The organism is Serratia sp. TMDUHS_CL (assembly GCF_037137105.1).
GTDB lineage: Bacteria > Pseudomonadota > Gammaproteobacteria > Enterobacterales > Enterobacteriaceae > Serratia > Serratia nevei.
Window position 1 is genome coordinate 654,172 of the sequence record NZ_JBBBDV010000002.1, and the last position, 22,548, is coordinate 676,719.

The following is a 22,548-nucleotide window of genomic DNA, read 5'->3' on the forward strand; positions in this document are numbered from 1 at the left end:
GGTGAGTAATGCGTAAGGAATGGCTTTGGATCGGCGTCGCGGCGGTGTTGCTCTCCGCCTGTACCGCCCCGACCACGGAACAGCAGGCGCCACAGCAGCCGTACAACGGCCCGGTGGTGGAAATCGGTGGCGTCGAGCCTCAATATGAACCCTATAACCCTAATAACATGCAGGATTATAAGGTTAATGGCGATACTTACCGCATCGTAAAAGATCCGCAGAACTTCTCGCAGACCGGCCTGGCGGCCTGGTATGGCGAAGAAGCCAACGGCAACACCACCGCGCTGGGCGAGCAGTTCGATCCGAACGGCCTGACCGCGGCGCACCCGACCTTGCCGATCCCTAGCTATGTACGTGTCACCAACCTGGCCAACGGCCGTCAGTTGGTGGTGCGCGTCAACGATCGCGGGCCTTACACCAAGGGCCGCATCATCGATCTGTCGAAAGCCGCCGCCGATCGCCTCAACCTGTCCAACAACACCAAGGTCAAAGTCGATTTCATCAACGTGGCGCCGGACGGTACGCTGAGCGGCCCGGGCACCATCGGCACCATCGTGGCGAAACAGAGCTACGCCCTGCCGGCACGCCCGGATCTCGGCTCCAGCGGCATGGGCACCCCGATCCAACAGGACGTGCCGGTCGCCAGCGGCGCGGCGGTGCGCCCGATCGATAACAGCACCCTGCGCACCGACGACAACAACGCGCCAGCCGCCGGCGGCAACGCAACCGGCGGCCGCAGCGGTTTCCTCGGCGCGCCAAGCGCTGTACCGGCCGGCGTGCTGGAAGGATCAGAACCTGAAGCCGTGGCCGCACCGGTCGCGGCCGGCGCCGCGGCTGCCGGCATGGCTGCCGCGTCTTCCTCCGGCGGCTATGTGGTGCAGGTCGGTGCGCTGAGCAGCGCCGAGCGCGCCCAGAGCTGGCAGCAAAGCCTGAGCCAGCAGTTTGGCGTGCCGGGCAAAGTGGCGGCTAACGGCAACGTTTATCGCGTCCAGCTCGGCCCGTTCAGCAGCCGTCAGCAGGCGGCCCAGCTGCAGCAACGCCTGGCCAGCGAAGCGCAACAACAGTCTTTCGTTACTGCTGCACCCTAAGCGTTAAGCCCGGCAGGCATTCGCGGCTGATAAGCGGTTATTTAGCTGAAACATTTTCTTGCAGCTAAAAGTTCTCTAACCGCAATTAGTCAGATGAATGGGTAATGCCTGCCGGGATCGCATCTGCTATAGTGTGGCTCGTTTTTTAACTTTACTTTCACGGATGTTGTAGTCCCGATCATGAAACAAGTAACTTCTTTTCGCTTAATCAAAAGCATCGCACTCGGCACCGTTATCGCAATGAGCGCAGCCTCCGTTGCACATGCCGATGACGTTAACATCAAAACCATGATCCCAGGTGTCCCGCAGATCGATGCGGAAGCGTACATCCTGATTGATTACAACTCCGGCAAGGTGCTGGCCGAGATGAACGCCGACGCGCGTCGCGATCCGGCCAGTCTGACCAAAATGATGACCAGCTACGTCATCGGCCAGGCGCTGAAAGCGGGCAAAATCGGCCAGGACGATCTGGTGACCGTCGGTCAGGACGCTTGGGCGACCGGCAACCCGGTGTTCAAAGGCTCCTCGCTGATGTTCCTGAAGCCGGGCGATCGCGTGCCGGTCTCCAAACTGACCCGCGGCATCAACCTGCAATCCGGTAACGACGCCTGCGTGGCGATGGCCGACTACGTCGCCGGCAGCCAGGACGCGTTCGTTAACCTGATGAACACCTACGTCAGCAAGCTGGGCCTGCAGAACACCCACTTCCAGACGGTACACGGCCTGGATGCCCAGGGCCAGTACAGCTCGGCGCGCGACATGGCGCTGATCGGCCAGGCGCTGATCCGCGACGTGCCGGAAGAGTACGCGATTTACAAAGAAAAAGAGTTCACCTTCAACAACATCCGCCAGATGAACCGCAACGGTCTGCTGTGGGATAACAGCCTGAACGTCGACGGCATCAAAACCGGCCACACCGATGCGGCGGGTTACAACCTGGTGGCTTCGGCGACCGAAGGCCAGATGCGTCTGATCTCCGCCGTGATGGGCGGCCGCACTTACAAAGGCCGCGAAGCCGAGAGCAAGAAACTGCTGACCTGGGGCTTCCGCTTCTTCGAAACCGTAGCGCCGCTGAAGGTCGGTAAAGAGTTCGCCTCCGAGCCGGTCTGGTTCGGCGATGCCGACCGCGTTGAGCTGGGCGTGGACAAAGACGTCTACCTGACCATCCCGCGCGGCCGCATGAAAGATCTGAAGGCCAGCTACGTGCTGAACACCCCTGAAATTCACGCGCCGCTGGCGAAAAACCAGGTGGTCGGCAGCATCAACTTCCAGCTGGACGGCAAAACCATCGACCAGCGTCCGCTGGTGGTGATGAACGAAGTGAAAGAAGGCGGTTTCTTCAGCCGCATCGTGGACTACATCAAACTGATGTTCCACCACTGGTTCGGTTAACGGTTGAATCGGGCGAAATTGCCCCCATATACTGAATAACATTAACTCCCGCCCCGGCGGGAGTTATAATTTATAGATTAGCTAGCACTCTGGAGCGCACGCACATGCAAAAAACTAAACTGAACGAACTGCTCGAATTCCCTTGCTCGTTTACCTACAAGGTGATGGGCCTGGCGCAGCCTGAGCTGGTTGACCAGGTAGTTGAAGTGGTGCAGCGCCATGCACCGGGCGATTACAACCCGCAGGTTAAGCCAAGCAGCAAAGGCAACTACCACTCCGTTTCCATCACCATTAACGCCACTCACATTGAGCAGGTCGAAACCCTGTACGAAGAGTTGGGCAACATTGAAATTGTTCGCATGGTGCTGTAATTCCAGCATAAACCCCTGCTTATCAACCCGGGATGGCGCAGCGTCTTCCCGGGTTGCGCATTTTTGGTCAGCGAAAGGCTGGTCGCAGGCCGGAGCGCCCGGTATAATGGCTTTACCACTTCTGTAACCTGACGATGACTCTTTTGCAACCAGACAAGATCATTTTGCGTCAGCTGGGGTTGCAGCCCTACGCGCCTGTATCCCAAGCCATGCATAACTTCACCGACAGTCGTACCGAGACTACGCCGGACGAACTGTGGCTGGTGCAGCATCACCCGGTCTTCACCCAGGGCCAGGCCGGCAAAGCCGAACACGTGCTGATGCCCGGCGATATCCCGGTGGTCCAGAGCGATCGCGGCGGCCAGGTGACCTACCACGGGCCGGGCCAGCAGGTGATGTACGTGATGGTCAATCTGAAGCGCAACAAGGTCGGCGTACGCCAATTGGTTACGGCGATAGAAGATACGGTTATCAACACCCTCGCCCACTTCCGCCTCGAATCGCGCGCCCGTCCCGATGCGCCTGGCGTGTACGTGGGGGAGCAAAAAATCTGTTCGTTGGGTTTGCGGATCCGCAAAGGCAGCTCATTCCACGGCCTGGCCCTGAATGTGGCGATGGATCTCAGCCCCTTCCAACGCATCAACCCTTGCGGTTACGCCGGCATGCAAATGACGCAGGTCAGCGCGCTGGCGCCCGGCGTTGGCATTGAAGACATACACCCAATCCTGGTACAGGAATTTGTTCATTTACTCGGCTACCAGACGGTCGAGCTTCGTAACTGGAACCTGCACGATTATGAGTAAACCAATTCAGATGGAACGCGGCGTCAAATACCGCGATGCTGACAAAATGGCGCTGATCCCGGTCAAAACGGTGGTCACCGAACGGCAGGAGCTGTTGCGTAAACCCGAGTGGATGAAGATCAAACTGCCTGCCGACTCAACGCGCATTCAGGGCATCAAAGCCGCCATGCGTAAAAACGGCCTGCACTCCGTCTGTGAAGAAGCCTCGTGCCCTAACCTGTCCGAGTGTTTCAACCACGGTACCGCTACCTTTATGATCCTCGGCGCCATCTGCACCCGTCGCTGCCCGTTCTGCGACGTGGCCCACGGCCGCCCGATCGCGCCGGACGCCAACGAGCCGGAAAAGCTGGCGCAAACCATCGCCGACATGGCGCTGCGTTACGTGGTGATCACCTCGGTTGACCGCGACGATCTGCGCGACGGCGGAGCTCAACACTTTGCCGACTGCATTTCGGCCATCCGCGCCAAGAGCCCGAACATCAAGATTGAAACGCTGGTGCCGGACTTCCGCGGCCGTATGGACCGCGCGCTGGAGATCCTCACCGCCACGCCGCCGGACGTGTTCAACCACAACCTGGAAAACGTGCCGCGCGTTTATCGCCAGGTGCGCCCGGGCGCCAACTACGAGTGGTCGCTGAAGCTGCTGGAGCGCTTTAAAGAAGCGCACCCGGATATCCCGACCAAATCCGGCCTGATGGTCGGCCTGGGCGAAACCAACGCGGAAATCGTCGAAGTGATGCGCGATCTGCGCCGCCACGGCGTGACCATGCTGACGCTGGGCCAGTACCTGCAGCCGAGCCGCCACCACCTGCCGGTGCAGCGCTACGTCAGCCCGGCCGAGTTCGACGAGATGAAAGAAGAAGCGATGGCGATGGGCTTCACCCACGCCGCCTGCGGCCCGTTCGTGCGTTCGTCTTATCACGCCGATCTGCAGGCCAAAGGGATGGAAGTGAAATAACGCGTAATAGTTTGTTACGCTAAAGACGGCGGAAACGCCAAAAAACGGATGTCCGCCAGGCATCCGTTTTTTATTGCTCGCCCTCAGACGGGATTAAACGTCTTTCTTCTCGACGCTCTGCTGAGCGGACTGGCTCTCGGCGGTGTTGCTGCCAGCGGCCGGCGGCGTGCTGTCGTCACCCACGGCTTTTTTAAAGCCTTTCAGCGCCGCGCCAAGATCGGCACCGAGCGTGCGCAGTTTGCTGGTGCCGAACAGTAAAATCACCAATACCGCAATCACCAGAAGTTTGGTAATACTGATACCTTCCATACTCACCTTCTTATCATATAGCGCTGCGTGAACAGCGAGAAAAACTGACCTTGCCTGCGAATATTTAGCGACTTTCCCCCCGCTCGCACAACCGCAACATGTAACAGAGTGAGATCCGTCGCAGGAATGCCACACCGCCTCACGACGTGAATCCCAGACTATTCTTAGTTTATCACCCGCATGATACGCTGCCGTGATACTTATCAGGGAGATGCCGGATGTATATTGCCCCACCCATTTTCGATGCCCGAAAATCCGGCCTCAGCTTCGCCAAACGCACCTATCTGCCCCGCGTCGCCGGTCTGGGGCTCGGCTTTATCTGCGTTTGCGCCGCACTCTATCCCTTGGCTCCGCCCACGGCGGTCTGGCTATTGCTGGCCTTTCACGGTTTTCTCTGGCCGCATCTCGCCTACCGCCTGGCCTGCCGCGCCAAAGATCCGTTCAAAGCCGAGATCCGCAACCTGCTGATCGACTCCGCCTTCGGCGGTTTCTGGGCGGCGATGATGGCGTTCAACGCGCTGCCGGCGATCGTCATCCTGTCGATGATGAGCATGAACAACATCGCTTCGGCCGGTAAGGCACTGTTTGTCAAAGGGTTGGCGATTCAATTGGCCGCGGCGGCGCTGACCGGCGCGCTGCTCGGTTTCCCGTTCCACCCGCACAGCACGCCGCTGCAAATCTATCTGTGCCTGCCGATGATCTACCTTTACCCGACGCTACTCGGCCTGGTGACCTACCGCACCGCCAAACGGCTGGCGGAAAAAAAACAGGAGCTGCAACGCATCAGCACCCGCGATGGGCTGACCGGCTTGTACAACCGCCGCCATTGGGAGCATCTGCTGCATCGTCAGTTCGACAGCTGCCGCCGCTACCAGGACAACGCCACGCTGATCCTGATGGATATCGATCGTTTCAAAACCATCAACGATACTTTCGGCCATGCGCTGGGGGATGAGGCCCTGGCGGCGCTGGCGGAAGAGCTGCTGATTGGCTTGCGCAACGTGGATATCGTCGGGCGCTACGGCGGCGACGAGTTTGGCGCGGTGCTGCCGAACACCAGCGCCGAACAGGCGGAAACCGTCCTGCGGCGCATCCAGCAGCGGTTGGATGCCGTTATCTTCAAAGAGGCGCCACAGCTGCGGCTGCAGATCAGCGCCGGCATCGCCAACTACCACCCCGCGCTGGGCGGTTATCTGGACTGGCTGAAAGCGGCCGACGGCGCGCTTTACCGGGCGAAGCAAAATGGCCGCAACCGCCTGGAAACGGCGGTGCCGACGGGCGACTAACTTACTGGTTTAATAACTTGGCAAAATACTTCGGCGCTTCGACAAAGCCTTCTCGCCGGTAAAACGCATGCGCCCGCTCGCGGCGGCTGTGGCAATGGACTTCAAGCCGATCGCAGCCGCGACGGCGCGCCAGCGCCTCGCCCTCTGCCAACAGCCGACGCCCTACGCCCGCGCCGCGCGCTCGGTCGTCGACGCAAAAATAACTGATGCGGCCAATGTCGCCGGCCAACGCCAGCTGCGGCAGAAAATGCAGCGACAGCACGCCCAGCACCCGCTCGCCCTCCAGGGCCACCAGCAGCGCCTCGTCCGGATGCGCCAGCAGCTGGCGCATTCGCTGCGTCAGAAACGCCTCGGTGCCGGGATAATCCAACGCCGTCATTAATTCGGCGATAGCCTGGCGATCGCTCAGGCGCGCCGTTCTGATTTCCATAGGGTGACCTCGCAGATTGTCGATACTACAAAATAGGCAGCGTTAGGTGTAACATCCACCGGGTACGGCAAAAAAGGCCGTGCGGCACGCTGGAGATGACATTCCTCCCTAACCGCCTTCACAGGCTGATGATGTCTACGTAACCTCTCGGAGAGAGGCTCGTAGCGTTACGCCTGTCTCTTTCCGAGTCCCGTGAATTTCTCTGATTGAAAGGTAGTTGCCCCATGTTGAGCTCTTTACTGGCCGTTTTTATCGGCGGCGGCGTCGGCAGCGTTTTGCGCTGGGCGGTAAGCATGAAAATGAATCCGCTGAACGCCCACATTCCGCTCGGTACGCTGATGGTCAATCTGATCGGCGGTTTTATCATCGGCCTGGCGATGGCGATTTTCACCCGCATGACGCATCTGGACCCCACCTGGAAATTACTGATCACCACCGGGTTCTGCGGCGGCCTGACCACCTTCTCCACCTTTTCGCTGGAGGTGGTGTACCTGATGCAGGATGGCCGCTTCGGCTGGGCGCTGGCCAACATGCTGCTCAACCTGGCCGGCTCGCTGGCGATGACGCTGCTGGCTTTCATGCTGGTGATGTGGGTCAACGGGCGCTAAGCCCTTAATGTTTCCTTAATCTTGCATGCGCATAATCTCATCCAGTACTCCTGACTGGATGAGAAACCGCTATGTTTAGCCTGCCGAAAACCGCCACCGAAGCGATTGCCGTTGCGCTGTGCGTGCTGATCGTCGCCGCCTTTATCAAATCCTACCTGTTCGCTTAAGCGCCTTTTCCCCACCGCACGCGTTCATCTTGCGCCTTTCCGGCCGATTGCACTACAATTGAGAATGAACGTTCACACCCAAAAATGTGAACCCGGCTCACGCGTAGCAAAGGATCGGGCAAATGCTCCCCCCCAACGACAGTAAACAGGCCAAGGTGCAGGCCCGCCGCGATCAGATCGTCGAAGCGGCGAAAACCAGCTTCCGCCGCCACGGCTTCCACGCCGCCAGCATGGCGGAAATCGCCCAGGGCTCGCAGCTCAGCGTCGGGCAAATCTATCGCTATTTCGCCAACAAAGACGCGATTATCGAGGAAATCGTCAACCGCATCATCGCCAGCAAGATGCAGCGGCTGGAAAACCTTGGCGATCACATCAACCTGATCGCCGGCACGCTGGCGGCGCGCACGCTGTTTCAGCAGCCGGGCGAGAGCGAAACCGATCACATGCTGATGCTTGAAGTGACCGCCGAGGCCACGCGCAACCCGGTGGTGGCCAAAATGCTCAGCGATGCGGAAGCGCGGCTGTTTCGCCACGTGTGCCACAACCTGCAGCGGCTGTATCCCCATTTCAGCGCGGAAGAGATCGCCGCGCGGGTGGAGTTTATCGCCGTCATGAGCGAAGGCACCGGTTACCGCATCCTTACCACGCAAAAAGCCGATGCGTCCCTGCTGCGCGATCTGTATCAGCAGGCCATTTCTCACCTGTTCAGGAAACTCTAATCTCCCATGACCAAACACTTAGCCAGACAACGTCTGGTGTACGCCGTCGTGCTTGGCCTGTTGGCCGCGCTAGGGCCGCTGTGCACCGATCTCTATCTGCCCGCCCTGCCGGAAATGGCGGGCGAACTGAATACCTCTACCGCCGCCGCGCAGCTCAGCCTGACCGCCGGGCTGCTCGGCCTGGGCGTCGGCCAGCTGATTTTCGGCCCTTACAGCGACAAGCTGGGCCGCATGCGCCCGCTGTTGCTGTCGCTGATCCTGCTGCTGGGCGCTTCGCTGTGGTGCGCGCTGGCGCCCACCATCGACCAGTTGCTGATCGCCCGCCTGCTGCAGGGCATCGCCGGCGCCGGTGGCGCGGTGATTTCCCGCGCCATTGCCCGCGATCTGTATGCCGGTCATGAGCTGACCCGCTTCTTCGCCCTGCTGATGCTGGTCAACGGTCTGGCGCCGATCGTCGCGCCGGTGCTGGGCGGCGTTATGCTGCAGGTGATGAACTGGCGCGGCATCTTCGGCGTGCTGGCGGCCATCGCCGTGCTGCTGTTCAGCCTGTCGGCGCTGAAGCTGCGCGAGTCCCTGCCGGCCGAGCGCCGCAGCCAGGGCGGCATTCTGGCGATGCTGATGTCGCTGGGCAGTCTGTTGACCCAACGCTATTTCATGGGCCTGTGTCTGACGCAGGGCTTCGTGATGGCCGGCATGTTCGCCTATATCGGCGCCTCGCCTTTCGTCCTGCAGCAGATCTACGGCCTCAGCCCGCAGATGTTCAGCCTGTGCTTCGCCATTAACGGCGTCGGGCTGATCATTGCGGCGCAGCTGGCCAGCCGCCTCAGTTCGCGTTGGGGGGAGCGTCGCGTGTTGAAGAGCGGGCTAACGCTGGCGGCCGTCGCATCGCTGTTGCTGCTGTTGGCCGCCGCGCTGCATGCGCCACTGGTGTTGTTGCTGGTGCCGCTGTTCTTTTCGGTGGCGGTGATCGGCATCGTCGGCCCAACCGCCTCTTCGCTGGCCATGCAAAGCCAGGGTGACAAAGCGGGCAGCGCGTCGGCCTTGATCGGCGTGTGCATGTTCGCGCTCGGTGCCTGCGCCGTGCCGCTCACCGGGCTGGGCGGCACGTCCAGCCTGTCGATGGCGCTGACCATCGTCGGCTGCTACGCCGTCGCCATCCTGCTGTTCAGCCTGTTAGGCCGCCGCAGCGAGGCATAACGCGCCCAATAAAAAACCCGCTCAATGAGCGGGTTTTAAGAAATTCAGCTACGCAGCTTAGATAGCAGTAACGTTAGCGGCAGATGGGCCTTTGGCACCGTTCGTGATTTCAAATTCTACACGCTGGCCTTCAGCAAGCGTTTTGAAACCGTTGCTAACGATGGCAGAGAAGTGAACGAAAACGTCCTTGCTACCATCTTCCGGAGTAATGAAACCGAAGCCTTTGGATTCATTAAACCACTTAACGCTACCTTTAATCTTAGACATCAAACTTACCTTTAACGTGAATGAAAGACACAAAACCTGTGTCTATTACAGTACAGCAAGCAGGCAGGATTTTGTCCACCACCGCGATCACAGAAATCCGATAAAGAGTGAAAAAATCCGTGTTGTCCGGTGTAAATTGATTGCACCGGTTGCGATAAGTTACCGTGCCAGGTCAATCCTCTCCACCCGCCGGCGAACAACGAGCGAACGCCCAAACTCGCCCGCTTCCCCCAGCGTTGACGCTCCCGTGCAGACGCAATCGCTATGAAATATAACCAGATGGTCTTTTTGCTTCGGCGGCCGCTGCACTAGGGTTAGGGTTTATTTCCCACTGTGAGCCAAGCCTATGACCAGCCAGTTGGCAGACAAAATCATCGCCTATCGGCGTGAGCTGCACCAAAACCCGGAGCTTTCCAATCACGAATTCGCCACCACCGCCCGGCTGACGCGCTGGCTGCAAGAAGCGGGCATTCGCCTGCTGCCGCTGGCGCTGAAAACCGGCGTCGTGGCGGAGATCGGCAGCGGCAAGGGGCCGATCATCGCGCTGCGCGGCGACATTGACGCTCTCCCGATCGACGAAATCGCCGACGTGCCCTTCAGCTCGCAAAACCGCGGCGTGATGCACGCCTGCGGCCACGACTTTCATACCTCGGTGATGCTCGGCGCCGCACACCTGTTGAAAGCGCGTGAGGCCGACCTGCCCGGCACGGTACGCCTCTTCTTCCAGCCGGCGGAAGAGACCTTCAACGGCGCCCGACACCTGATCGACGCCGGCGCGCTGGATAACGTCGCCGCGGTGTTTGGCCTGCATAATGCGCCGGAGCTGCCCACCGGCACCTTCGCCACCCGCGCCGGGCCGTTCTACGCCAACGTCGATCGCTTCCAGATCCTCATCACCGGCAAGGGCGCGCACGCCGCCAAACCGGAACAGGGCGTCGACACCATCGTCACCGCCAGCCAGATCGTCGGCGCGCTGCAGACGCTGCCCAGCCGCAGCTTCAGCTCGCTGGAATCGCTGGTGGTAAGCGTAACGCGCATCGAAGGCGGCAATACCTGGAACGTGCTGCCGCAAACCGTGGAGCTGGAAGGCACGGTGCGCACCCACAGCGACGCGGTGCGCCGCCAGGTGCCGGACAAGATTCGCCAGGTGATCGACGGCATAGCCGCCGCGCTGGGTGCGCAGGCCGAACTGCGCTGGCAACCGGGGCCGCCGGCGGTGATCAATGACCCGCATTGGGCGGCGTTCAGCAAAACCGTTGCCGCCGAGGCCGGCTACCGGGTCGAAGAAGCGGAGTTGCAGATGGGGGGCGAAGATTTCGCGCTATATCTGCATCACGTACCGGGGGTATTTGTCAGCATCGGCTCCGCCAGCGAGTTCGGCCTGCATCATCCGCGTTTCAATCCCGATGAACGGGCCCTGTTCCCGGCGGCGCAATATTTCACGCTGCTGGCGGAACGCACCCTGCAACAATTAACCACCGCGCCAGAAAAAGCCCTCAGCAACGCCTGAATAACGGAACATATTATTTCCCCGACGCCGCACATGCCGCGTCGGGCCCTATTATTTTTACCCGCCGTGATATTTGCAGTTTTCAACATTTGAATATGCTGTTTTGTTGTTTTACATCCCGCCGCCGCTCATCAATAGTGAACCCATCAGACACCGCGCGCCTCTGCGGCGCATGACAGGATAATCACGATGAGCGACAACGCGAATAATCAACGGCAATTGCGCCTGGGTGCCATTCTGCATGGCGCATCGGGAAATATGTCCGCCTGGCGCCACCCGGACGCCACCGCCGACGCCAGCATTAACCTCGAATTTAATATCGCCTCGGCGAAAAAAGCCGAACAGGGGAAATTCGATTTCGTCTTCGTCGCCGATGGGTTATATATCAACGAAAAATCCATTCCGCATTTTCTTAATCGTTTCGAGCCGCTCACCCTGCTGGCCGCGCTGTCCGCCGCCACCGACAAAATCGGCCTGGTGGGCACCCTCTCCACCTCCTACAGCGATCCGTTCACCGTCGCCCGCCAGTTCGCCAGCCTCGATCACCTGAGCAACGGCCGCGCCGGCTGGAACGTGGTGACGTCGCCGCTGGAAGGCTCGGCCAAAAACTTCTCGCGCACAGAACACCCGGAACACAGCCTGCGTTACCGCATCGCCGGCGAATTTCTCGACGTCGCCAAAGGGCTGTGGGACTCCTGGGAAGACGATGCCTTCGTGCGTAATAAGGCCAGCGGCGAATTCTTCCGCACCGGCAAACTGCACACTCTCAATCACCAGGGGGAGTTCTTCTCGGTACAGGGGCCGCTGAACATCGGCCGCACGCCGCAGGGGCGCCCGATCCTGTTCCAGGCCGGCGCCTCCGAAGACGGCAAACGGCTGGCGGCCCAACACGCCGATGCGATCTTCACCCATCACGACACGCTGGAACAGGCGCAGGATTTCTATCAGGACGTGAAGCGGCAGCTGGTGGAACAGGGGCGCGAACCGGACGATCTGCGCATCTTCCAGGGCGTCAGCGTGATCGTCGGCGACGACGACGCGGACGTCGAGCGCCAGTACCAGGAGACCGCCCGCCTGGTCAGCATCGAGAACGCCCTCAACTACCTCGGCCGCTACTTCGAGCATTACGACTTCGCCCGTCATCCGCTGGACGCGCCCTTCCCGGACATCGGCGATCTGGGGCAAAACAGCTTCCGCAGCACCACCGACGCCATCAAGCGCAGCGCCCGCGAGCGCAACCTCACGCTGCGCCAGGTGGCGCTGGAAGCCGCCTCGCCGCGCCCAGTGTTCAGCGGCACGCCGGAAGCGGTGGCGGACGGTCTGCAACGCTGGTTCGACGGCGAAGCCGCCGACGGTTTCATCATCAGCGGCGGTACGCCCAACGCCTTCGGCCACTTCGTCGATCGGGTGGTGCCCGTCCTGCAACAACGTGGCCTGTTCCGCCAGGCGTACCACGGCGACACGCTGCGCGAGCACCTGGGCCTGAAGCGCCCGTTGAACAGATTCACCCAATAATAAGATCGCTTTCAGGGATACCCGCTATGCAGAAAACCGTTACCGCCGCCCTCGTGGCGGCCTTGCTGAGCCTGACCGGCGCCGCACTGGCGGGCACCGGCATCGATTTGCAGGCCAATGAAACCCCGATCCACGCGCCGAAAAACCCGCAGGCGATCGCCAAACTGCCGGCCGATTTCCACTTCGTGAAGCCGGGCCAATTCACCGTCGCGATCGCCGCACTCAACACGCCGCCGCTGGCGCTGTTCGCCGCCGACAACCGGCGACTGATCGGCAGCGAAGTGGATATCGCACAGCTGGTGGCCGACAGCCTAGGCCTAACGCTTAACGTGGTGCAAACCTCGTGGGAAGACTGGCCGCTGGGGGTGGTTTCCGGCAAGTATGACGCGGCCATCACTAACGTCACCGTGACCAAAGAGCGCAAAACCCGCTTCGACTTCGCCACCTACCGCATCGACTCGCTCGGCTTTTATGTCAAAACCGGCGGCAAGATCGCGACGATCAAACAGCCTGCCGATATCGCCGGATTAAAAATTATCGTCGGCTCCGGCACCAATCAGGAAGCCATCTTGCTGGCATGGGACAAGCAGAATCGGCAGCAGGGGCTTAAACCCTTCCAGCCGATCTACGTGACCGACGATGCGGCCGCCACGCTGGCGATCCAATCCGGCCGGGCCGACGCCTACTTCGGGCCGAACGTGCTGGGCGCCTATAAAGCGGCGCTGAACGGCCGCACCCGGCTGGCGGGCACGGTGGAAGGCGGTTGGCCCAAGGCGGCGCACATCGCCGTCACCACCCGTAAAGGCAACGGCCTGGTGCAGGCGGTGAACGAAGCGCTGAACGGCGCGATCCGCGGCGGGCAGTACGATCAGGTGCTCAACCGCTGGGGCGAGAGCGTCGAACGCCTTGCGCAGTCGGAAATCAACCCGCCCGGCCTGGGCGACTAGGAGCGCGCGATGACGCAAGACACCTTCATTCAGACGCTGCCGACCGACCCGCTGATCGCCCCGGTAATCGAGGGGCTGTTCGGCGAATATCGCCAGCGTTACGGCGACTATTTTGGTGACCAGGAACCGGAACCGCTGGATCTGTACGCGCCGCCGCAGGGGGCCTTCATCGTGCTGCTGCGCGCCGGTGCACCGATCGCCATGGGCGCCTTCAAACGCTATGACGCACAAACCGCCGAGCTGAAGCGCATCTGGACGCGGGGCGATCTGCGGCGCCAGGGCCTGGCGCAGCGGGTGTTGCAGCAGCTCGAAACGCTGGCGCTGGCGCAGGGATATCGCCGGCTCTATCTGACCACCGGTTTTCGCCAGCCCGAAGCGGTGGGCCTGTATCTGAGCAACGGGTATCAGCCGCAGTTCGATCCCACCGTCGACAGCGAGGTTTACAGCCGCCCACCCTACGATGGCCGCCTGCCGTTCCGCAAAAGCCTGATTGCAGAGGACGCATGTTGTTGCGCGTCGGAAAGGAAAATCGCCTAAGGCCCCTTTATCTGTATCAGGAGACATGACATGTCCAAACAAGACGTCTTGAAAGTGGTGCCCGCCCGCTATCCGCTGCGGCTGATCGGCGCGCTGTTTTCGCTGTTTATTCTGGCCGCCATCGTGCAATCGGTGGCGGGCAACGCGCGCTGGGAATGGGGCGTGTTCGCCGAGTGGTTCTTCGCGCCGGCGGTGCTGGCGGGGCTGGGGCAAACCCTGCTGCTGACGCTGCTCGGCACGCTGTTCAGCATCCTGTTCGGCACCTTGCTGGCGCTGGTGCGACTGTCGCGCTCTTACCTGTTGGCGTCGCTGGCCTGGGGTTATATCTGGCTGTTTCGCTCGCTGCCGCTGATTCTGGTGCTGATCATCCTGTACAACTTTTCCTACCTGTACGACGCCATCTCGCTGGGCATTCCCTTCACCTCCGTGGTGTTCGCCAGCTTTCCCACCATCGACATTCTCGGCCAGTTCGCCGTGGCGGTGCTGGGCCTGACGCTGGTGCAGTCTGCCTACACCGCCGAGATCATCCGCGGCGGCATTTTGGGCGTGGATTACGGCCAGCACGAAGCGGCGGCGGCGCTGGGCCTGCCGGGCTATCGCCGCACCTTCCGCATCATTCTGCCGCAGGCGCTGCGCTCCATCATTCCGACCGGCTTCAACGAGATCATCAGCCTGGCGAAAGGCACCTCGATCGTTTACGTGCTGGCGCTGCCGGAGCTGTTTTATACCATTCAGGTTATCTATAACCGCACCCAGCAGGTGATACCGCTGCTGATGGTCGCCACCGTCTGGTATCTGTTCATCACCACCGCGCTGTCGGTGATCCAATACTACATCGAGCGCTATTTCGCCCGAGGCGCGGTGCGCGAACTGCCGCCGACGCCCTGGCAGAAACTGGCCGGCTGGCTAAAACGTTAGGAGACCCGCATGTCTGAAGCCATTGATTATTACGCCTTGCCCGAGCAGCCGGCGCGCAACCTCACCCCGGTGCCGGCGCGCGGCCTGATCGAAATCAGCAACGTCAGCAAGTTCTTCGGCAAACACAAGGCGCTGGACGACGTCAGCCTGACGCTGCAGCCGGGCACCGTCACCGTGATCCTCGGCCCTTCCGGCTCCGGCAAATCGACGCTGCTGCGGGCGATCAACCACCTGGAGCGCGTGGACGAAGGCTTTATCCGCATCGACGGCGACTACGTCGGCTACCGCCGCAAGGGCAACCGGCTGTATGAGCTGAAGGAAAAGGCCATCCTTCGGCAACGCATCAACGTCGGCTACGTGTTCCAAAATTTCAACCTGTTCCCGCACCTGACGGTGCTGGAAAACATCATCGAAGCGCCGGTGGTGCACAAGATCCACTCCCGCGAACGGGCGAAAGCGGTAGCCTATGAGCTGCTGGATACCGTCGGGCTGCGCCATAAGGCGGACGCCTACCCGCGCCGCCTCTCCGGCGGCCAACAGCAGCGCATCGCCATCGCGCGTGCGCTGGCGCTGAACCCTAAGGTGATCCTATTCGATGAACCGACCTCCGCGCTCGATCCCGAGCTGGTCGGCGAAGTGCTGGACGTGATAAAGGGGTTGGCGGATCTGGGCGTCACGCTGGTGGTGGTCACCCATGAAATCGGCTTTGCGCGCGAAGCGGCGGATCGGGTGGTATTTATGGTCGACGGGCAGATCGTCGAGCAGGGCGACGCCAGGCAAGTGCTGGCTCAGCCGCAGCATCCGCGCACCGTCAACTTTCTCAACAAAGTGCTGTGATCGTCGGGGCGCCGCGGCGCCCCGTACCCGAGCCGCTTACCGGCCGGCGAAACGCCGTTTCTCGGCGGCGAAATCCAGCGGGCGGATCCCCTGCTGGTTTTTGTCCTCTTCGGTCAGCAACGCCGGCGGAATAAACCAGGTCACCTCGAACAGCAGCCCGTCCGGATCGTGGCCATAAATGCTTTTGTGCACGCCGTGATCCTCTTCCAGCCCGAGAATGCCGCGTTCGGCCAGCTGGTGACGAATGCGCTCCAGCTCCTCCAGGCTGTCCACTTCCCAGGCCAGATGGTACAGCCCGGCCGGTGGCTCATGCTCCGCCGGCGGCTCGTTGTTGGCACGAAATACCCCGGCACGCTGCTGGCCCAGGTTCTTGCTGAACAGCGCCAAATCGTGATCGTTGTCCGAATCGGCGGCCTGGGTAAACACCGCCCGATCGGGGCTGTCGGACGGCTTGAGCTTGAACCCCAACACCTGATGATAAAAGTCGGCGCTCTGCCGCACGTCGCTGACATACAGCACGGCGTGATTGAGACGTTTGATGCCCATCGCTATTCCTTTTTCGCATTGAATGAAGTCAGCATGAACATAGCATGTGGGGAGAAAGCCGCTAAATGCCGTTATCGCATGACTAAATGCCGCCCGCGCAATCTGTCGCTGCAAGGCATTCCGCGCTATCATAGGCGCTGTATTGAACCTTTTTGTGAGAATAGCGATGAACGGCAAGATAACGACTTTTTTTGAAGACAAAGGCTTCGGCTTTATTACCGACGAGAACGGAGAAAATCGTTATTTTCACGTGATTAAAGTACAAAACCCGGAGCTGATTAAGAAAAACGCGGCGGTGACCTTCGAACCGACCAACAACACCAAAGGCCCGTCGGCTTATGCGGTCAAAGTGTTGGCGCCGAGCAAATACATCATCATCGCCAACGAAAGAATCAAGATCGCCAGCATCAAGTCTTTCAATACTTTCACCAAGGAAGTGCCGGTCAAAGCCGACGTGGATAAAGAGAACACCGTGCTGTCGGTCGGCCTGCTGATGAACCGCATTCGCCCGCAGTCAGAAGACCAGGCGCAGACCATGCAAACGCTGCGCATGCTGACCATTACCACTTTCCAGAACACCTCCCATACCTTCTCCGAGCACGAGATCGATATGGATGAGACTATCAAGGCACTGAAAAGCCTGTAAGCCTCTGCGTACAGAAAATAACCAACGAAATTTGTCGTCGCCTGTGTTAGCGTGAGTTTTCACCTGACTCAGGCTATTGATATGTCCGATTCCAGCAGCGTCAAAGGTTTTATCAACCGCTCCACCCAAATCGTCTGCCCTAAATGCGGCTATGTTACCCGGCAAAAATGCGCGGCAATGCTGCAAGACGTGATACTGATTTGCCCTAATTGCGAAACCCGCTTCGAGCCCAGACAAGGCTGAAAACGGTTAGCGGAACAGGATATGCTCGACGCTGTTGCCGTTCACCACGTTGAACGACTCCACCCGATTACGCCCCTGCGATTTGGCGCGATACAGCGCGATATCCGCCATATTCATCAGCTGCTCCAGCGACTTCACCTCGTTCATCGCCAGGCTGGCGACGCCGACGCTGATGGTGATTTTCAACGTTTGTTTGCCTTCCGCCTGCAGTTCCGCCTGCTCCACCAGCCGGCGCAGATGTTCCCCCAGCGCCACGCCCTGCGCCGCCAGCGCGCGCGGCAGCATAATGGCGAACTCTTCCCCGCCCAAGCGGCCGAATAGCTGATCGTGCCGCAGCTCGCGCCGCACGATGTGCGCGAACGACGCCAAAACCTGATCGCCGGCGCTGTGGCCGTGCGTATCGTTGATCTGCTTGAAATGATCGATGTCGATCAGCAGGAGCGACACCGCCTCTTTGGAGCGGTGCTTGTGCTCCAGCAGCTCACCCGCTTTGCGCGTCATCGCGCTGCGCGCCAGCACCCCGGTCAGAAAATCGTGGTTGGCGCTGTGCTCCAGACGCCGCATCAGCTTGCGGTTGGCGGCGATAGAGCTGGCGAGGATCAGCGGCCCCATCACCAGCATGGCGATGCCTAATCGGGCGGACATCAGCGTGTCGAGGAAGGCGTTGTGGTTGTTCGGCGTTTCGTACAGCACCAGGTTGGCGGAAATACTGCTGATCTCGGTCATGCCGGTCAACAGCGTCAGCAACGTCACGGGGAACAGCTGGTAGCGCACCGCGCACCACAGCAGCGCCGGGATCGGGAAGGCGATAGCGCCCGGCCCGCCGATATAGACGCTGAATATCAGCGACAGCAGCAGCGCCAGCAGCGGCAGACAGCCTTTCAAACGCCAACGCACCTGTATGCGCAACAGCTGCTTCAGCCGCGGCGCCGCCATCAGCACCGGCAACAGCAGCAAGGTCGTCGAGAACTGCTCGCTGAACCAGGCCAGCCACGCGACCACCACCGTGTTGTTGTACAGGCTGTCGTTACGCAGCACCGACAGCGTCGACGCCACCGCCGCACCGGCCAGACTGGCGCTGAACATATAGAGTATCGCCTGGGGTTTGCCCATGCGCCGTTGAGACTGGGGCAGCATCAGCATGATGCCGTAACCGACGGCGATCAGCGACATGTTGCAGGCGTTCAGCCACAGCGCCAGGGACCAGCCTTCGCCGGTGCTGAGATCGGCGGCGACCATACCCAGATAGGTGGTAAGCCAGCCAAGTGGCGTGGCGTAAACGGGTTTGCGCAGCAGCAGACCGAGCAGAATCGCATTCACTGGCCAAAATAAAGAAAGCGAACCAATCGGCCGGCTAAGAATACCCACCAGAGAAAGTAAAAAGGCCAGCATGAAAAGATTGATCAGCTGAACCGTCAGAGGCAGGCCATGCCTGGCGTTTATTCTGACGTTCATCGCCTCGCCCATATTTCGCTAATAACCAGAATAATAATGTGCATACTCTCTCGCCCGGCCAGTGAGGGATAGTCAACTCGGATTTCAACCAAAAAAGCCAGACAAATCAATAATAAAAAACGTTAACATTTAATTAACAGACTTTTCTTAGCCTGATGCGACCGCGGCGGACTCACCCGCATAGCGTCAGCAAATAATGCCGACTCTGCTGTCAGCATAGCGCATAGCGTAATAGGCCGCCGACGGCGTTAATTACATTAATAAGTTTGTGGTTATTGGTCGTTGAATGATGTTTGAATAACTACGCGATTATTTTCCTGCAACTGGGCCGCCCGTGCAATAACAACCCAAAAAAAGCCCGCATAGCGCGGGCTTGCTTGAACAACAGCAAATCGACAGTTACGACACAGCCATACGTTGCATGCCTGTGCTGTCGCGCAGTATAGCGGTGAAAGCTTAAGCAGACCTTAGCAACAAAAAACCCGGCCTAGGAACCGGGAATATTAGTACGAAATGCAGTGTTAGCCCAAGCAGGCTAATAACATTTCGCAGCTTACACGCCAATTGTGCAGAGAAAATGAACGCGGCGTCCGTTCAGTCGCGTCACTGCCCTCTCCGCACGGAAGACCTTACGCCAGTTTGGCGGCAAAACCCGCTACGCGCTGGCCATAGAGCTTGGCGGTCGCCAGATCGCCCGACAGCATCTCATCCACGCCGGCATCCGCCGGGGTCTGCACCAGCAGCCCCACCGAACCGCCCAGGTTATTGACGTCGGTGCGCTGCGCCGATTTGGTGTTGGCCGGCAGCAGCCCCAGGCTGACCCACAGGCCGCCATGTTGCGAAGCCAGCGTCTGCAGCGCGATCAACGTGACCTGCTTGTCGCCGTTCAGGCTGGCGCTGTTGGTAAAGCCGCCAAACACTTTGTCCTGCCACTTGCGGCCGAACCAGGCCTTGGAGCTGGCGTCGGCGAATTTCTTGAACTGCCAGGATGGGCCGCCCATATAGGTCGGCGAACCAAAGATGATGGCGTCCGCCTCATCCAGCGTCTGCCAGGCTTCGTCGCTGATATCACCGTTCTGGTCGATGGCGATCAGTGCCGCCCCGGCGCCTTCCGCCACCACTTTCGCCAAACGCTCGGTATGGCCGTAGCCGGAATGAAACACCACTACTGTCTTCGCCATAGAAATTCTCCACTCATTGCACAAAGGCGCCGACGGCGCCCCTCTCGCGTTCAATCTAATCAAGCGCGCAGCGGCTGAATACCGAATAAAACTGACGGTGTTATTCAAAAAAATCGCGTTATGCGCCCTGCTCTGCCTGTTGACGGGCGAAGTCGATAAAAGCACGCAGCGGGCGCGGCATTTGGCGGTTTGCCGGATAGTACAGATAGAAACCGGGGAACGGCGGCGTCCAGGCATCGAGCAGCGGCAACAACCGGCCATCGGCCAAACCGGCGGCAATTTGTTGCTCAAACAGGTAGGCAATGCCAGCCCCATCCATCGCAACCCGCACCAAGACTTCCGGCTCATCGACTATCACCGGCCCTTCCACGGCGATCTCCTGCTTTTCACCGTCGCACTCAAACTCCCAGCGATACAAACTGCCGTTGGTCGGCCAGCGGTAATTCAAACAGCGATGTCGATGCAGATCGCCCGGTGTTGACGGCCGGCCGTGACGCGCCAAATACGCCGGTGAAGCAACGACGCGCATCCGCACCTCCCCGCCCAGCTTGACCGCCACCATATCTTTCGCCAGTTTCTCGTGCAGCCGCACGCCGGCGTCAAAACCGCCGGCAACGATATCCACCAACCGCTCCTCAACATTGAGATCGAGCGTAATATCAGGATATTGATGATGAAACGGCGCGATCAAAGGCGCCAGAAAATGTAACGCCGCCACGCGGGTTACATTAAGCCGCAAAAGACCCGAGGGGTTCTGGCGTTGCTCGACCGCCTGTGCCACCGCCGCGTCAATCTCGGCCATCGCGGGCGTCAGGCGCGCAAACATCTGTCTTCCGGCTTCAGTCAGCGCCACACTGCGAGTGGTGCGATTCAGTAAACGCACACCCAAACGCTCCTCCAGGTTGCGCAGCGTTTGGCTGAGCGCCGAAGCGGACATGCCCAAATGTGCAGCGGCGCGAGCGAAACCGCCGTGCTCAACAATCGCGGCAAAGGCGCGCAACTCGGCGAAATCACTGCCCCTCATTATGCTCTCCCTCCTTAATAATTCATGAAGATTATAGCGCATTCCTTAAACAACCTGCGGGCGCTACTGTAGACGCTACCTACACGGGAGAATGCCTATGAACACGTCACTATCGCTGGATCACTATCGTTTATTGGGCCGTTCCGGCCTGCGCGTTTCACCGCTGGCGCTGGGCACCATGACCTTCGGTGCCGACTGGGGCTGGGGCGCCGAACTGGCCGAAGCCCGCCGTCTGTTTGACGTTTATGTCGAACGCGGCGGCAACTTTATCGATACCGCCAACCGCTATACCGAGGGCAGCGCCGAACGTTTCGTGGGGGAATTCGCCGCCGGGCGCCGCGATCGGTTGGTGATCGCCACCAAATACACCCTGCCGATGCAGCCGGACGATCCCAATTCCGGCGGCAATCACCGCAAAAGCATGCTGCGATCGGTGGAGGGAAGCCTGCAACGGCTCAATACCGATTACATCGACCTGCTCTATCTGCACGCCTGGGATTTCACCACGTCGGTGGAAGAGATCATGCGCGCCATGGACGATTTGGTACGCGCCGGAAAAGTGCTGTATGTGGCAGTATCGGACCTTCCCGCCTGGCAGGCGTCGAGAATGCAAATGCTGGCGGACCTGCGTGGCTGGTCGCCGCTGATCGCTCTGCAAATCGAGTACAGTCTGCTGGAGCGCACCGTCGAACGCGAGCTGATGCCGATGGCGCAAGAATTGGGGATGGGCGTGATCCCTTGGTCGCCGCTGGCCGGCGGCGTATTAAGCGGCAAATACCGGCGGCAGGATCTGCAACCGTCGCCCGATGAAGCGGGCTCTCGGCGTGAAGCCGTGCGCGCCAAGGGGACATTGAACGCACACAATCTTGATATCGCCGACGCCGTCAACCAGATAGCTGATGAGACTGGATATTCCCCATCACAAATCGCTCTGGCCTGGACACTGCGTCACCCGATGGTCACCGCGCCGATCGTCGGCGCCCGAACCCTGGCGCAATTGGAAGATAACCTCGGCGCCTTGAAGGTGGCGCTGGCGGAAGATCATTGGCGACGATTGGACGATCTCAGCGCCATCGAGCTGGGATTTCCGCACGATTTTCTCGCCCTGCCAGCCACCCGCAACATCATGACCGGCGGCGTGCATCTCGCCCGGCGCAGATAAAAAAAATCCCGCACAAGGCGGGATAAACTTAACAGGGATGGGGTAATACACTACAGGGAATGGATAACACACAACATCATCGGGTAGAGCTACAGTACCAATCCCAATGTATAGAACTGTCATCCCCGCGTAAGTTTGCTCGGCCAGATGTAACGCCGAATGGGGAGATGAAACAACCGATAAACTCATCCACGGCCATATAGCCGAGAGTGACGCGCCCCCTTAAACCCGTTTGAATGTGAAGATGTCACTAAGCCCTCGTCATACCATGCAAACATTTACTGAATTCGTTGTTCAATCATTCATCCTTGCGCAAACAATAGCATTAAACATCAGCACAAATAATTAACAACCATAATAATCACAAAAAGTATTAATCACCCAATTCGTGAACCAGAGTCCGCCCTATCAGACCGCCATTTTTTCTTTCGC

25 protein-coding genes and 1 riboswitch are annotated in these 22,548 nt (G+C 59.8%); of the genes, 18 read left to right on the forward strand and 7 right to left on the reverse strand.

Going from position 1 to position 22,548, the window contains the following annotated elements; translation table 11 throughout:
• Positions 1 to 8: 8 nt before the first annotated feature.
• The 5 genes from rlpA (at position 9) to lipA (ending at position 4,612) form a co-directional block, all read left to right on the forward strand.
• Positions 9 to 1,088, forward strand: a complete 1,080-nt coding sequence (rlpA, locus tag WCL58_RS06925; protein ID WP_060423563.1) for an endolytic peptidoglycan transglycosylase RlpA — start codon at positions 9 to 11, stop codon at positions 1,086 to 1,088.
• A 180-nt stretch (positions 1,089 to 1,268) separates the two neighbouring features.
• Positions 1,269 to 2,480 carry a D-alanyl-D-alanine carboxypeptidase DacA gene (gene dacA / locus WCL58_RS06930; protein WP_004940010.1) on the forward strand — a complete coding sequence of 404 codons (1,212 nt, stop codon included), beginning with the start codon at positions 1,269 to 1,271 and terminating at the stop codon, positions 2,478 to 2,480.
• Positions 2,481 to 2,584: 104 nt separating this feature from the next.
• On the forward strand, positions 2,585 to 2,851 hold the full coding sequence (gene ybeD / locus WCL58_RS06935; RefSeq protein ID WP_004940012.1) for a DUF493 family protein YbeD: 267 nt from the start codon (positions 2,585 to 2,587) through the stop codon (positions 2,849 to 2,851).
• 134 nt (positions 2,852 to 2,985) lie between these two features.
• Positions 2,986 to 3,654, forward strand: a complete 669-nt coding sequence (gene lipB / locus WCL58_RS06940) for a lipoyl(octanoyl) transferase LipB (protein WP_336850767.1) — start codon at positions 2,986 to 2,988, stop codon at positions 3,652 to 3,654.
• Complete coding sequence (gene lipA / locus WCL58_RS06945; RefSeq protein WP_025301835.1) at positions 3,647 to 4,612, forward strand: lipoyl synthase; 966 nt, start codon at positions 3,647 to 3,649, stop codon at positions 4,610 to 4,612. Before lipB ends, lipA begins: the two co-directional genes overlap by 8 nt.
• A gap of 93 nt (positions 4,613 to 4,705) precedes the next feature.
• Here the strand turns inward: lipA and tatA are convergent, their stop codons facing one another.
• Positions 4,706 to 4,921 (reverse strand): Sec-independent protein translocase subunit TatA, encoded by a 216-nt coding sequence (gene tatA, locus WCL58_RS06950; protein ID WP_038877431.1) that lies wholly within the window; start codon positions 4,919 to 4,921, stop codon positions 4,706 to 4,708.
• A 218-nt stretch (positions 4,922 to 5,139) separates the two neighbouring features.
• Here tatA and WCL58_RS06955 point away from each other — a divergent pair, with 218 nt between their 5' ends.
• Entirely contained in the window at positions 5,140 to 6,207 is a 1,068-nt protein-coding gene (locus tag WCL58_RS06955; RefSeq protein WP_060423560.1) for a diguanylate cyclase, read from the forward strand.
• Between the two features lies 1 nt (position 6,208).
• Here WCL58_RS06955 and WCL58_RS06960 read toward each other — a convergent pair whose 3' ends face one another.
• Positions 6,209 to 6,637: a GNAT family N-acetyltransferase gene (locus WCL58_RS06960; protein WP_060440525.1), complete on the reverse strand. Its 429-nt coding sequence runs from the start codon at positions 6,635 to 6,637 to the stop codon at positions 6,209 to 6,211.
• 82 nt (positions 6,638 to 6,719) lie between these two features.
• Positions 6,720 to 6,782: riboswitch (Fluoride riboswitch) on the forward strand.
• Between the two features lie 79 nt (positions 6,783 to 6,861).
• Here WCL58_RS06960 and crcB point away from each other — a divergent pair.
• The 3 genes from crcB (at position 6,862) to WCL58_RS06975 (ending at position 9,328) form a co-directional block, all read left to right on the forward strand.
• Positions 6,862 to 7,245 (forward strand): fluoride efflux transporter CrcB, encoded by a 384-nt coding sequence (crcB, locus tag WCL58_RS06965; protein ID WP_004940022.1) that lies wholly within the window; start codon positions 6,862 to 6,864, stop codon positions 7,243 to 7,245.
• A gap of 289 nt (positions 7,246 to 7,534) precedes the next feature.
• Entirely contained in the window at positions 7,535 to 8,131 is a 597-nt protein-coding gene (locus WCL58_RS06970; RefSeq protein WP_060423553.1) for a TetR/AcrR family transcriptional regulator, read from the forward strand.
• Positions 8,132 to 8,137: 6 nt separating this feature from the next.
• Positions 8,138 to 9,328, forward strand: coding sequence for a multidrug effflux MFS transporter (locus tag WCL58_RS06975; protein ID WP_060440526.1), 1,191 nt, complete (start codon positions 8,138 to 8,140; stop codon positions 9,326 to 9,328).
• Between the two features lie 57 nt (positions 9,329 to 9,385).
• On the opposite strand, the gene cspE is transcribed toward WCL58_RS06975, so the two are convergent.
• A complete protein-coding gene (gene cspE, locus WCL58_RS06980; RefSeq protein WP_004940030.1) occupies positions 9,386 to 9,595 on the reverse strand; it encodes a transcription antiterminator/RNA stability regulator CspE in 210 nt (69 codons plus the stop codon).
• 346 nt (positions 9,596 to 9,941) lie between these two features.
• Here cspE and WCL58_RS06985 point away from each other — a divergent pair, with 346 nt between their 5' ends.
• The 6 genes from WCL58_RS06985 (at position 9,942) to WCL58_RS07010 (ending at position 15,859) form a co-directional block, all read left to right on the forward strand.
• Positions 9,942 to 11,105 carry a M20 peptidase aminoacylase family protein gene (locus WCL58_RS06985; RefSeq protein WP_060440527.1) on the forward strand — a complete coding sequence of 388 codons (1,164 nt, stop codon included), beginning with the start codon at positions 9,942 to 9,944 and terminating at the stop codon, positions 11,103 to 11,105.
• Between the two features lie 189 nt (positions 11,106 to 11,294).
• Entirely contained in the window at positions 11,295 to 12,620 is a 1,326-nt protein-coding gene (locus WCL58_RS06990; protein ID WP_049199977.1) for an LLM class flavin-dependent oxidoreductase, read from the forward strand.
• 26 nt (positions 12,621 to 12,646) lie between these two features.
• The gene (locus WCL58_RS06995; RefSeq protein ID WP_070914120.1) at positions 12,647 to 13,567 is read left to right on the forward strand and encodes an ABC transporter substrate-binding protein; all 921 of its coding nucleotides are present in this window, start codon (positions 12,647 to 12,649) and stop codon (positions 13,565 to 13,567) included.
• Positions 13,568 to 13,576: 9 nt separating this feature from the next.
• On the forward strand, positions 13,577 to 14,104 hold the full coding sequence (locus tag WCL58_RS07000) for a GNAT family N-acetyltransferase (protein WP_015376925.1): 528 nt from the start codon (positions 13,577 to 13,579) through the stop codon (positions 14,102 to 14,104).
• 30 nt (positions 14,105 to 14,134) lie between these two features.
• Positions 14,135 to 15,022 (forward strand): amino acid ABC transporter permease, encoded by an 888-nt coding sequence (locus tag WCL58_RS07005; protein ID WP_336850769.1) that lies wholly within the window; start codon positions 14,135 to 14,137, stop codon positions 15,020 to 15,022.
• Positions 15,023 to 15,031: 9 nt separating this feature from the next.
• The gene (locus tag WCL58_RS07010) at positions 15,032 to 15,859 is read left to right on the forward strand and encodes an amino acid ABC transporter ATP-binding protein (protein WP_336850770.1); all 828 of its coding nucleotides are present in this window, start codon (positions 15,032 to 15,034) and stop codon (positions 15,857 to 15,859) included.
• 36 nt (positions 15,860 to 15,895) lie between these two features.
• On the opposite strand, the gene WCL58_RS07015 is transcribed toward WCL58_RS07010, so the two are convergent.
• Positions 15,896 to 16,405 (reverse strand): VOC family protein, encoded by a 510-nt coding sequence (locus WCL58_RS07015; RefSeq protein WP_049199972.1) that lies wholly within the window; start codon positions 16,403 to 16,405, stop codon positions 15,896 to 15,898.
• A 166-nt stretch (positions 16,406 to 16,571) separates the two neighbouring features.
• On the opposite strand from WCL58_RS07015, the gene WCL58_RS07020 reads away from it, so the two are divergent.
• Together WCL58_RS07020 and WCL58_RS07025 are read left to right on the forward strand one after the other, a co-directional pair.
• On the forward strand, positions 16,572 to 17,051 hold the full coding sequence (locus tag WCL58_RS07020; RefSeq protein WP_141958317.1) for a cold-shock protein: 480 nt from the start codon (positions 16,572 to 16,574) through the stop codon (positions 17,049 to 17,051).
• A gap of 81 nt (positions 17,052 to 17,132) precedes the next feature.
• Positions 17,133 to 17,294: a YnfU family zinc-binding protein gene (locus WCL58_RS07025; RefSeq protein ID WP_015376921.1), complete on the forward strand. Its 162-nt coding sequence runs from the start codon at positions 17,133 to 17,135 to the stop codon at positions 17,292 to 17,294.
• A 6-nt stretch (positions 17,295 to 17,300) separates the two neighbouring features.
• On the opposite strand, the gene WCL58_RS07030 is transcribed toward WCL58_RS07025, so the two are convergent.
• The 3 genes from WCL58_RS07030 to WCL58_RS07040 form a co-directional block, all read right to left on the reverse strand.
• A complete protein-coding gene (locus tag WCL58_RS07030; protein WP_038877558.1) occupies positions 17,301 to 18,749 on the reverse strand; it encodes a GGDEF domain-containing protein in 1,449 nt (482 codons plus the stop codon).
• 629 nt (positions 18,750 to 19,378) lie between these two features.
• Positions 19,379 to 19,930, reverse strand: coding sequence for a flavodoxin family protein (locus tag WCL58_RS07035; RefSeq protein ID WP_041033835.1), 552 nt, complete (start codon positions 19,928 to 19,930; stop codon positions 19,379 to 19,381).
• Between the two features lie 118 nt (positions 19,931 to 20,048).
• Positions 20,049 to 20,954 (reverse strand): LysR family transcriptional regulator, encoded by a 906-nt coding sequence (locus WCL58_RS07040; RefSeq protein ID WP_336850782.1) that lies wholly within the window; start codon positions 20,952 to 20,954, stop codon positions 20,049 to 20,051.
• Between the two features lie 97 nt (positions 20,955 to 21,051).
• Here WCL58_RS07040 and WCL58_RS07045 point away from each other — a divergent pair, with 97 nt between their 5' ends.
• Positions 21,052 to 22,116 carry an aldo/keto reductase gene (locus WCL58_RS07045; RefSeq protein WP_048322375.1) on the forward strand — a complete coding sequence of 355 codons (1,065 nt, stop codon included), beginning with the start codon at positions 21,052 to 21,054 and terminating at the stop codon, positions 22,114 to 22,116.
• Positions 22,117 to 22,548 lie beyond the last annotated feature (432 nt).

Excerpts from the sequence above, each read along its gene's own strand:
- rlpA (WP_060423563.1), top strand. The coding sequence starts at position 9 with ATGCGTAAGGAATGGCTTTGGATCGGCGTCGCGGCGGTGTTGCTCTCC.
- dacA (WP_004940010.1), top strand. The coding sequence starts at position 1,269 with ATGAAACAAGTAACTTCTTTTCGCTTAATCAAAAGCATCGCACTCGGC.
- ybeD (WP_004940012.1), top strand. The coding sequence starts at position 2,585 with ATGCAAAAAACTAAACTGAACGAACTGCTCGAATTCCCTTGCTCGTTT.
- lipB (WP_336850767.1), top strand. The coding sequence starts at position 2,986 with ATGACTCTTTTGCAACCAGACAAGATCATTTTGCGTCAGCTGGGGTTG.
- lipA (WP_025301835.1), top strand. The coding sequence starts at position 3,647 with ATGAGTAAACCAATTCAGATGGAACGCGGCGTCAAATACCGCGATGCT.
- tatA (WP_038877431.1), bottom strand. The coding sequence starts at position 4,921 with ATGGAAGGTATCAGTATTACCAAACTTCTGGTGATTGCGGTATTGGTG.
- WCL58_RS06955 (WP_060423560.1), top strand. The coding sequence starts at position 5,140 with ATGTATATTGCCCCACCCATTTTCGATGCCCGAAAATCCGGCCTCAGC.
- WCL58_RS06960 (WP_060440525.1), bottom strand. The coding sequence starts at position 6,637 with ATGGAAATCAGAACGGCGCGCCTGAGCGATCGCCAGGCTATCGCCGAA.
- crcB (WP_004940022.1), top strand. The coding sequence starts at position 6,862 with ATGTTGAGCTCTTTACTGGCCGTTTTTATCGGCGGCGGCGTCGGCAGC.
- WCL58_RS06970 (WP_060423553.1), top strand. The coding sequence starts at position 7,535 with ATGCTCCCCCCCAACGACAGTAAACAGGCCAAGGTGCAGGCCCGCCGC.
- WCL58_RS06975 (WP_060440526.1), top strand. The coding sequence starts at position 8,138 with ATGACCAAACACTTAGCCAGACAACGTCTGGTGTACGCCGTCGTGCTT.
- cspE (WP_004940030.1), bottom strand. The coding sequence starts at position 9,595 with ATGTCTAAGATTAAAGGTAGCGTTAAGTGGTTTAATGAATCCAAAGGC.
- WCL58_RS06985 (WP_060440527.1), top strand. The coding sequence starts at position 9,942 with ATGACCAGCCAGTTGGCAGACAAAATCATCGCCTATCGGCGTGAGCTG.
- WCL58_RS06990 (WP_049199977.1), top strand. The coding sequence starts at position 11,295 with ATGAGCGACAACGCGAATAATCAACGGCAATTGCGCCTGGGTGCCATT.
- WCL58_RS06995 (WP_070914120.1), top strand. The coding sequence starts at position 12,647 with ATGCAGAAAACCGTTACCGCCGCCCTCGTGGCGGCCTTGCTGAGCCTG.
- WCL58_RS07000 (WP_015376925.1), top strand. The coding sequence starts at position 13,577 with ATGACGCAAGACACCTTCATTCAGACGCTGCCGACCGACCCGCTGATC.
- WCL58_RS07005 (WP_336850769.1), top strand. The coding sequence starts at position 14,135 with ATGTCCAAACAAGACGTCTTGAAAGTGGTGCCCGCCCGCTATCCGCTG.
- WCL58_RS07010 (WP_336850770.1), top strand. The coding sequence starts at position 15,032 with ATGTCTGAAGCCATTGATTATTACGCCTTGCCCGAGCAGCCGGCGCGC.
- WCL58_RS07015 (WP_049199972.1), bottom strand. The coding sequence starts at position 16,405 with ATGGGCATCAAACGTCTCAATCACGCCGTGCTGTATGTCAGCGACGTG.
- WCL58_RS07020 (WP_141958317.1), top strand. The coding sequence starts at position 16,572 with ATGAACGGCAAGATAACGACTTTTTTTGAAGACAAAGGCTTCGGCTTT.
- WCL58_RS07025 (WP_015376921.1), top strand. The coding sequence starts at position 17,133 with ATGTCCGATTCCAGCAGCGTCAAAGGTTTTATCAACCGCTCCACCCAA.
- WCL58_RS07030 (WP_038877558.1), bottom strand. The coding sequence starts at position 18,749 with ATGAACGTCAGAATAAACGCCAGGCATGGCCTGCCTCTGACGGTTCAG.
- WCL58_RS07035 (WP_041033835.1), bottom strand. The coding sequence starts at position 19,930 with ATGGCGAAGACAGTAGTGGTGTTTCATTCCGGCTACGGCCATACCGAG.
- WCL58_RS07040 (WP_336850782.1), bottom strand. The coding sequence starts at position 20,954 with ATGAGGGGCAGTGATTTCGCCGAGTTGCGCGCCTTTGCCGCGATTGTT.
- WCL58_RS07045 (WP_048322375.1), top strand. The coding sequence starts at position 21,052 with ATGAACACGTCACTATCGCTGGATCACTATCGTTTATTGGGCCGTTCC.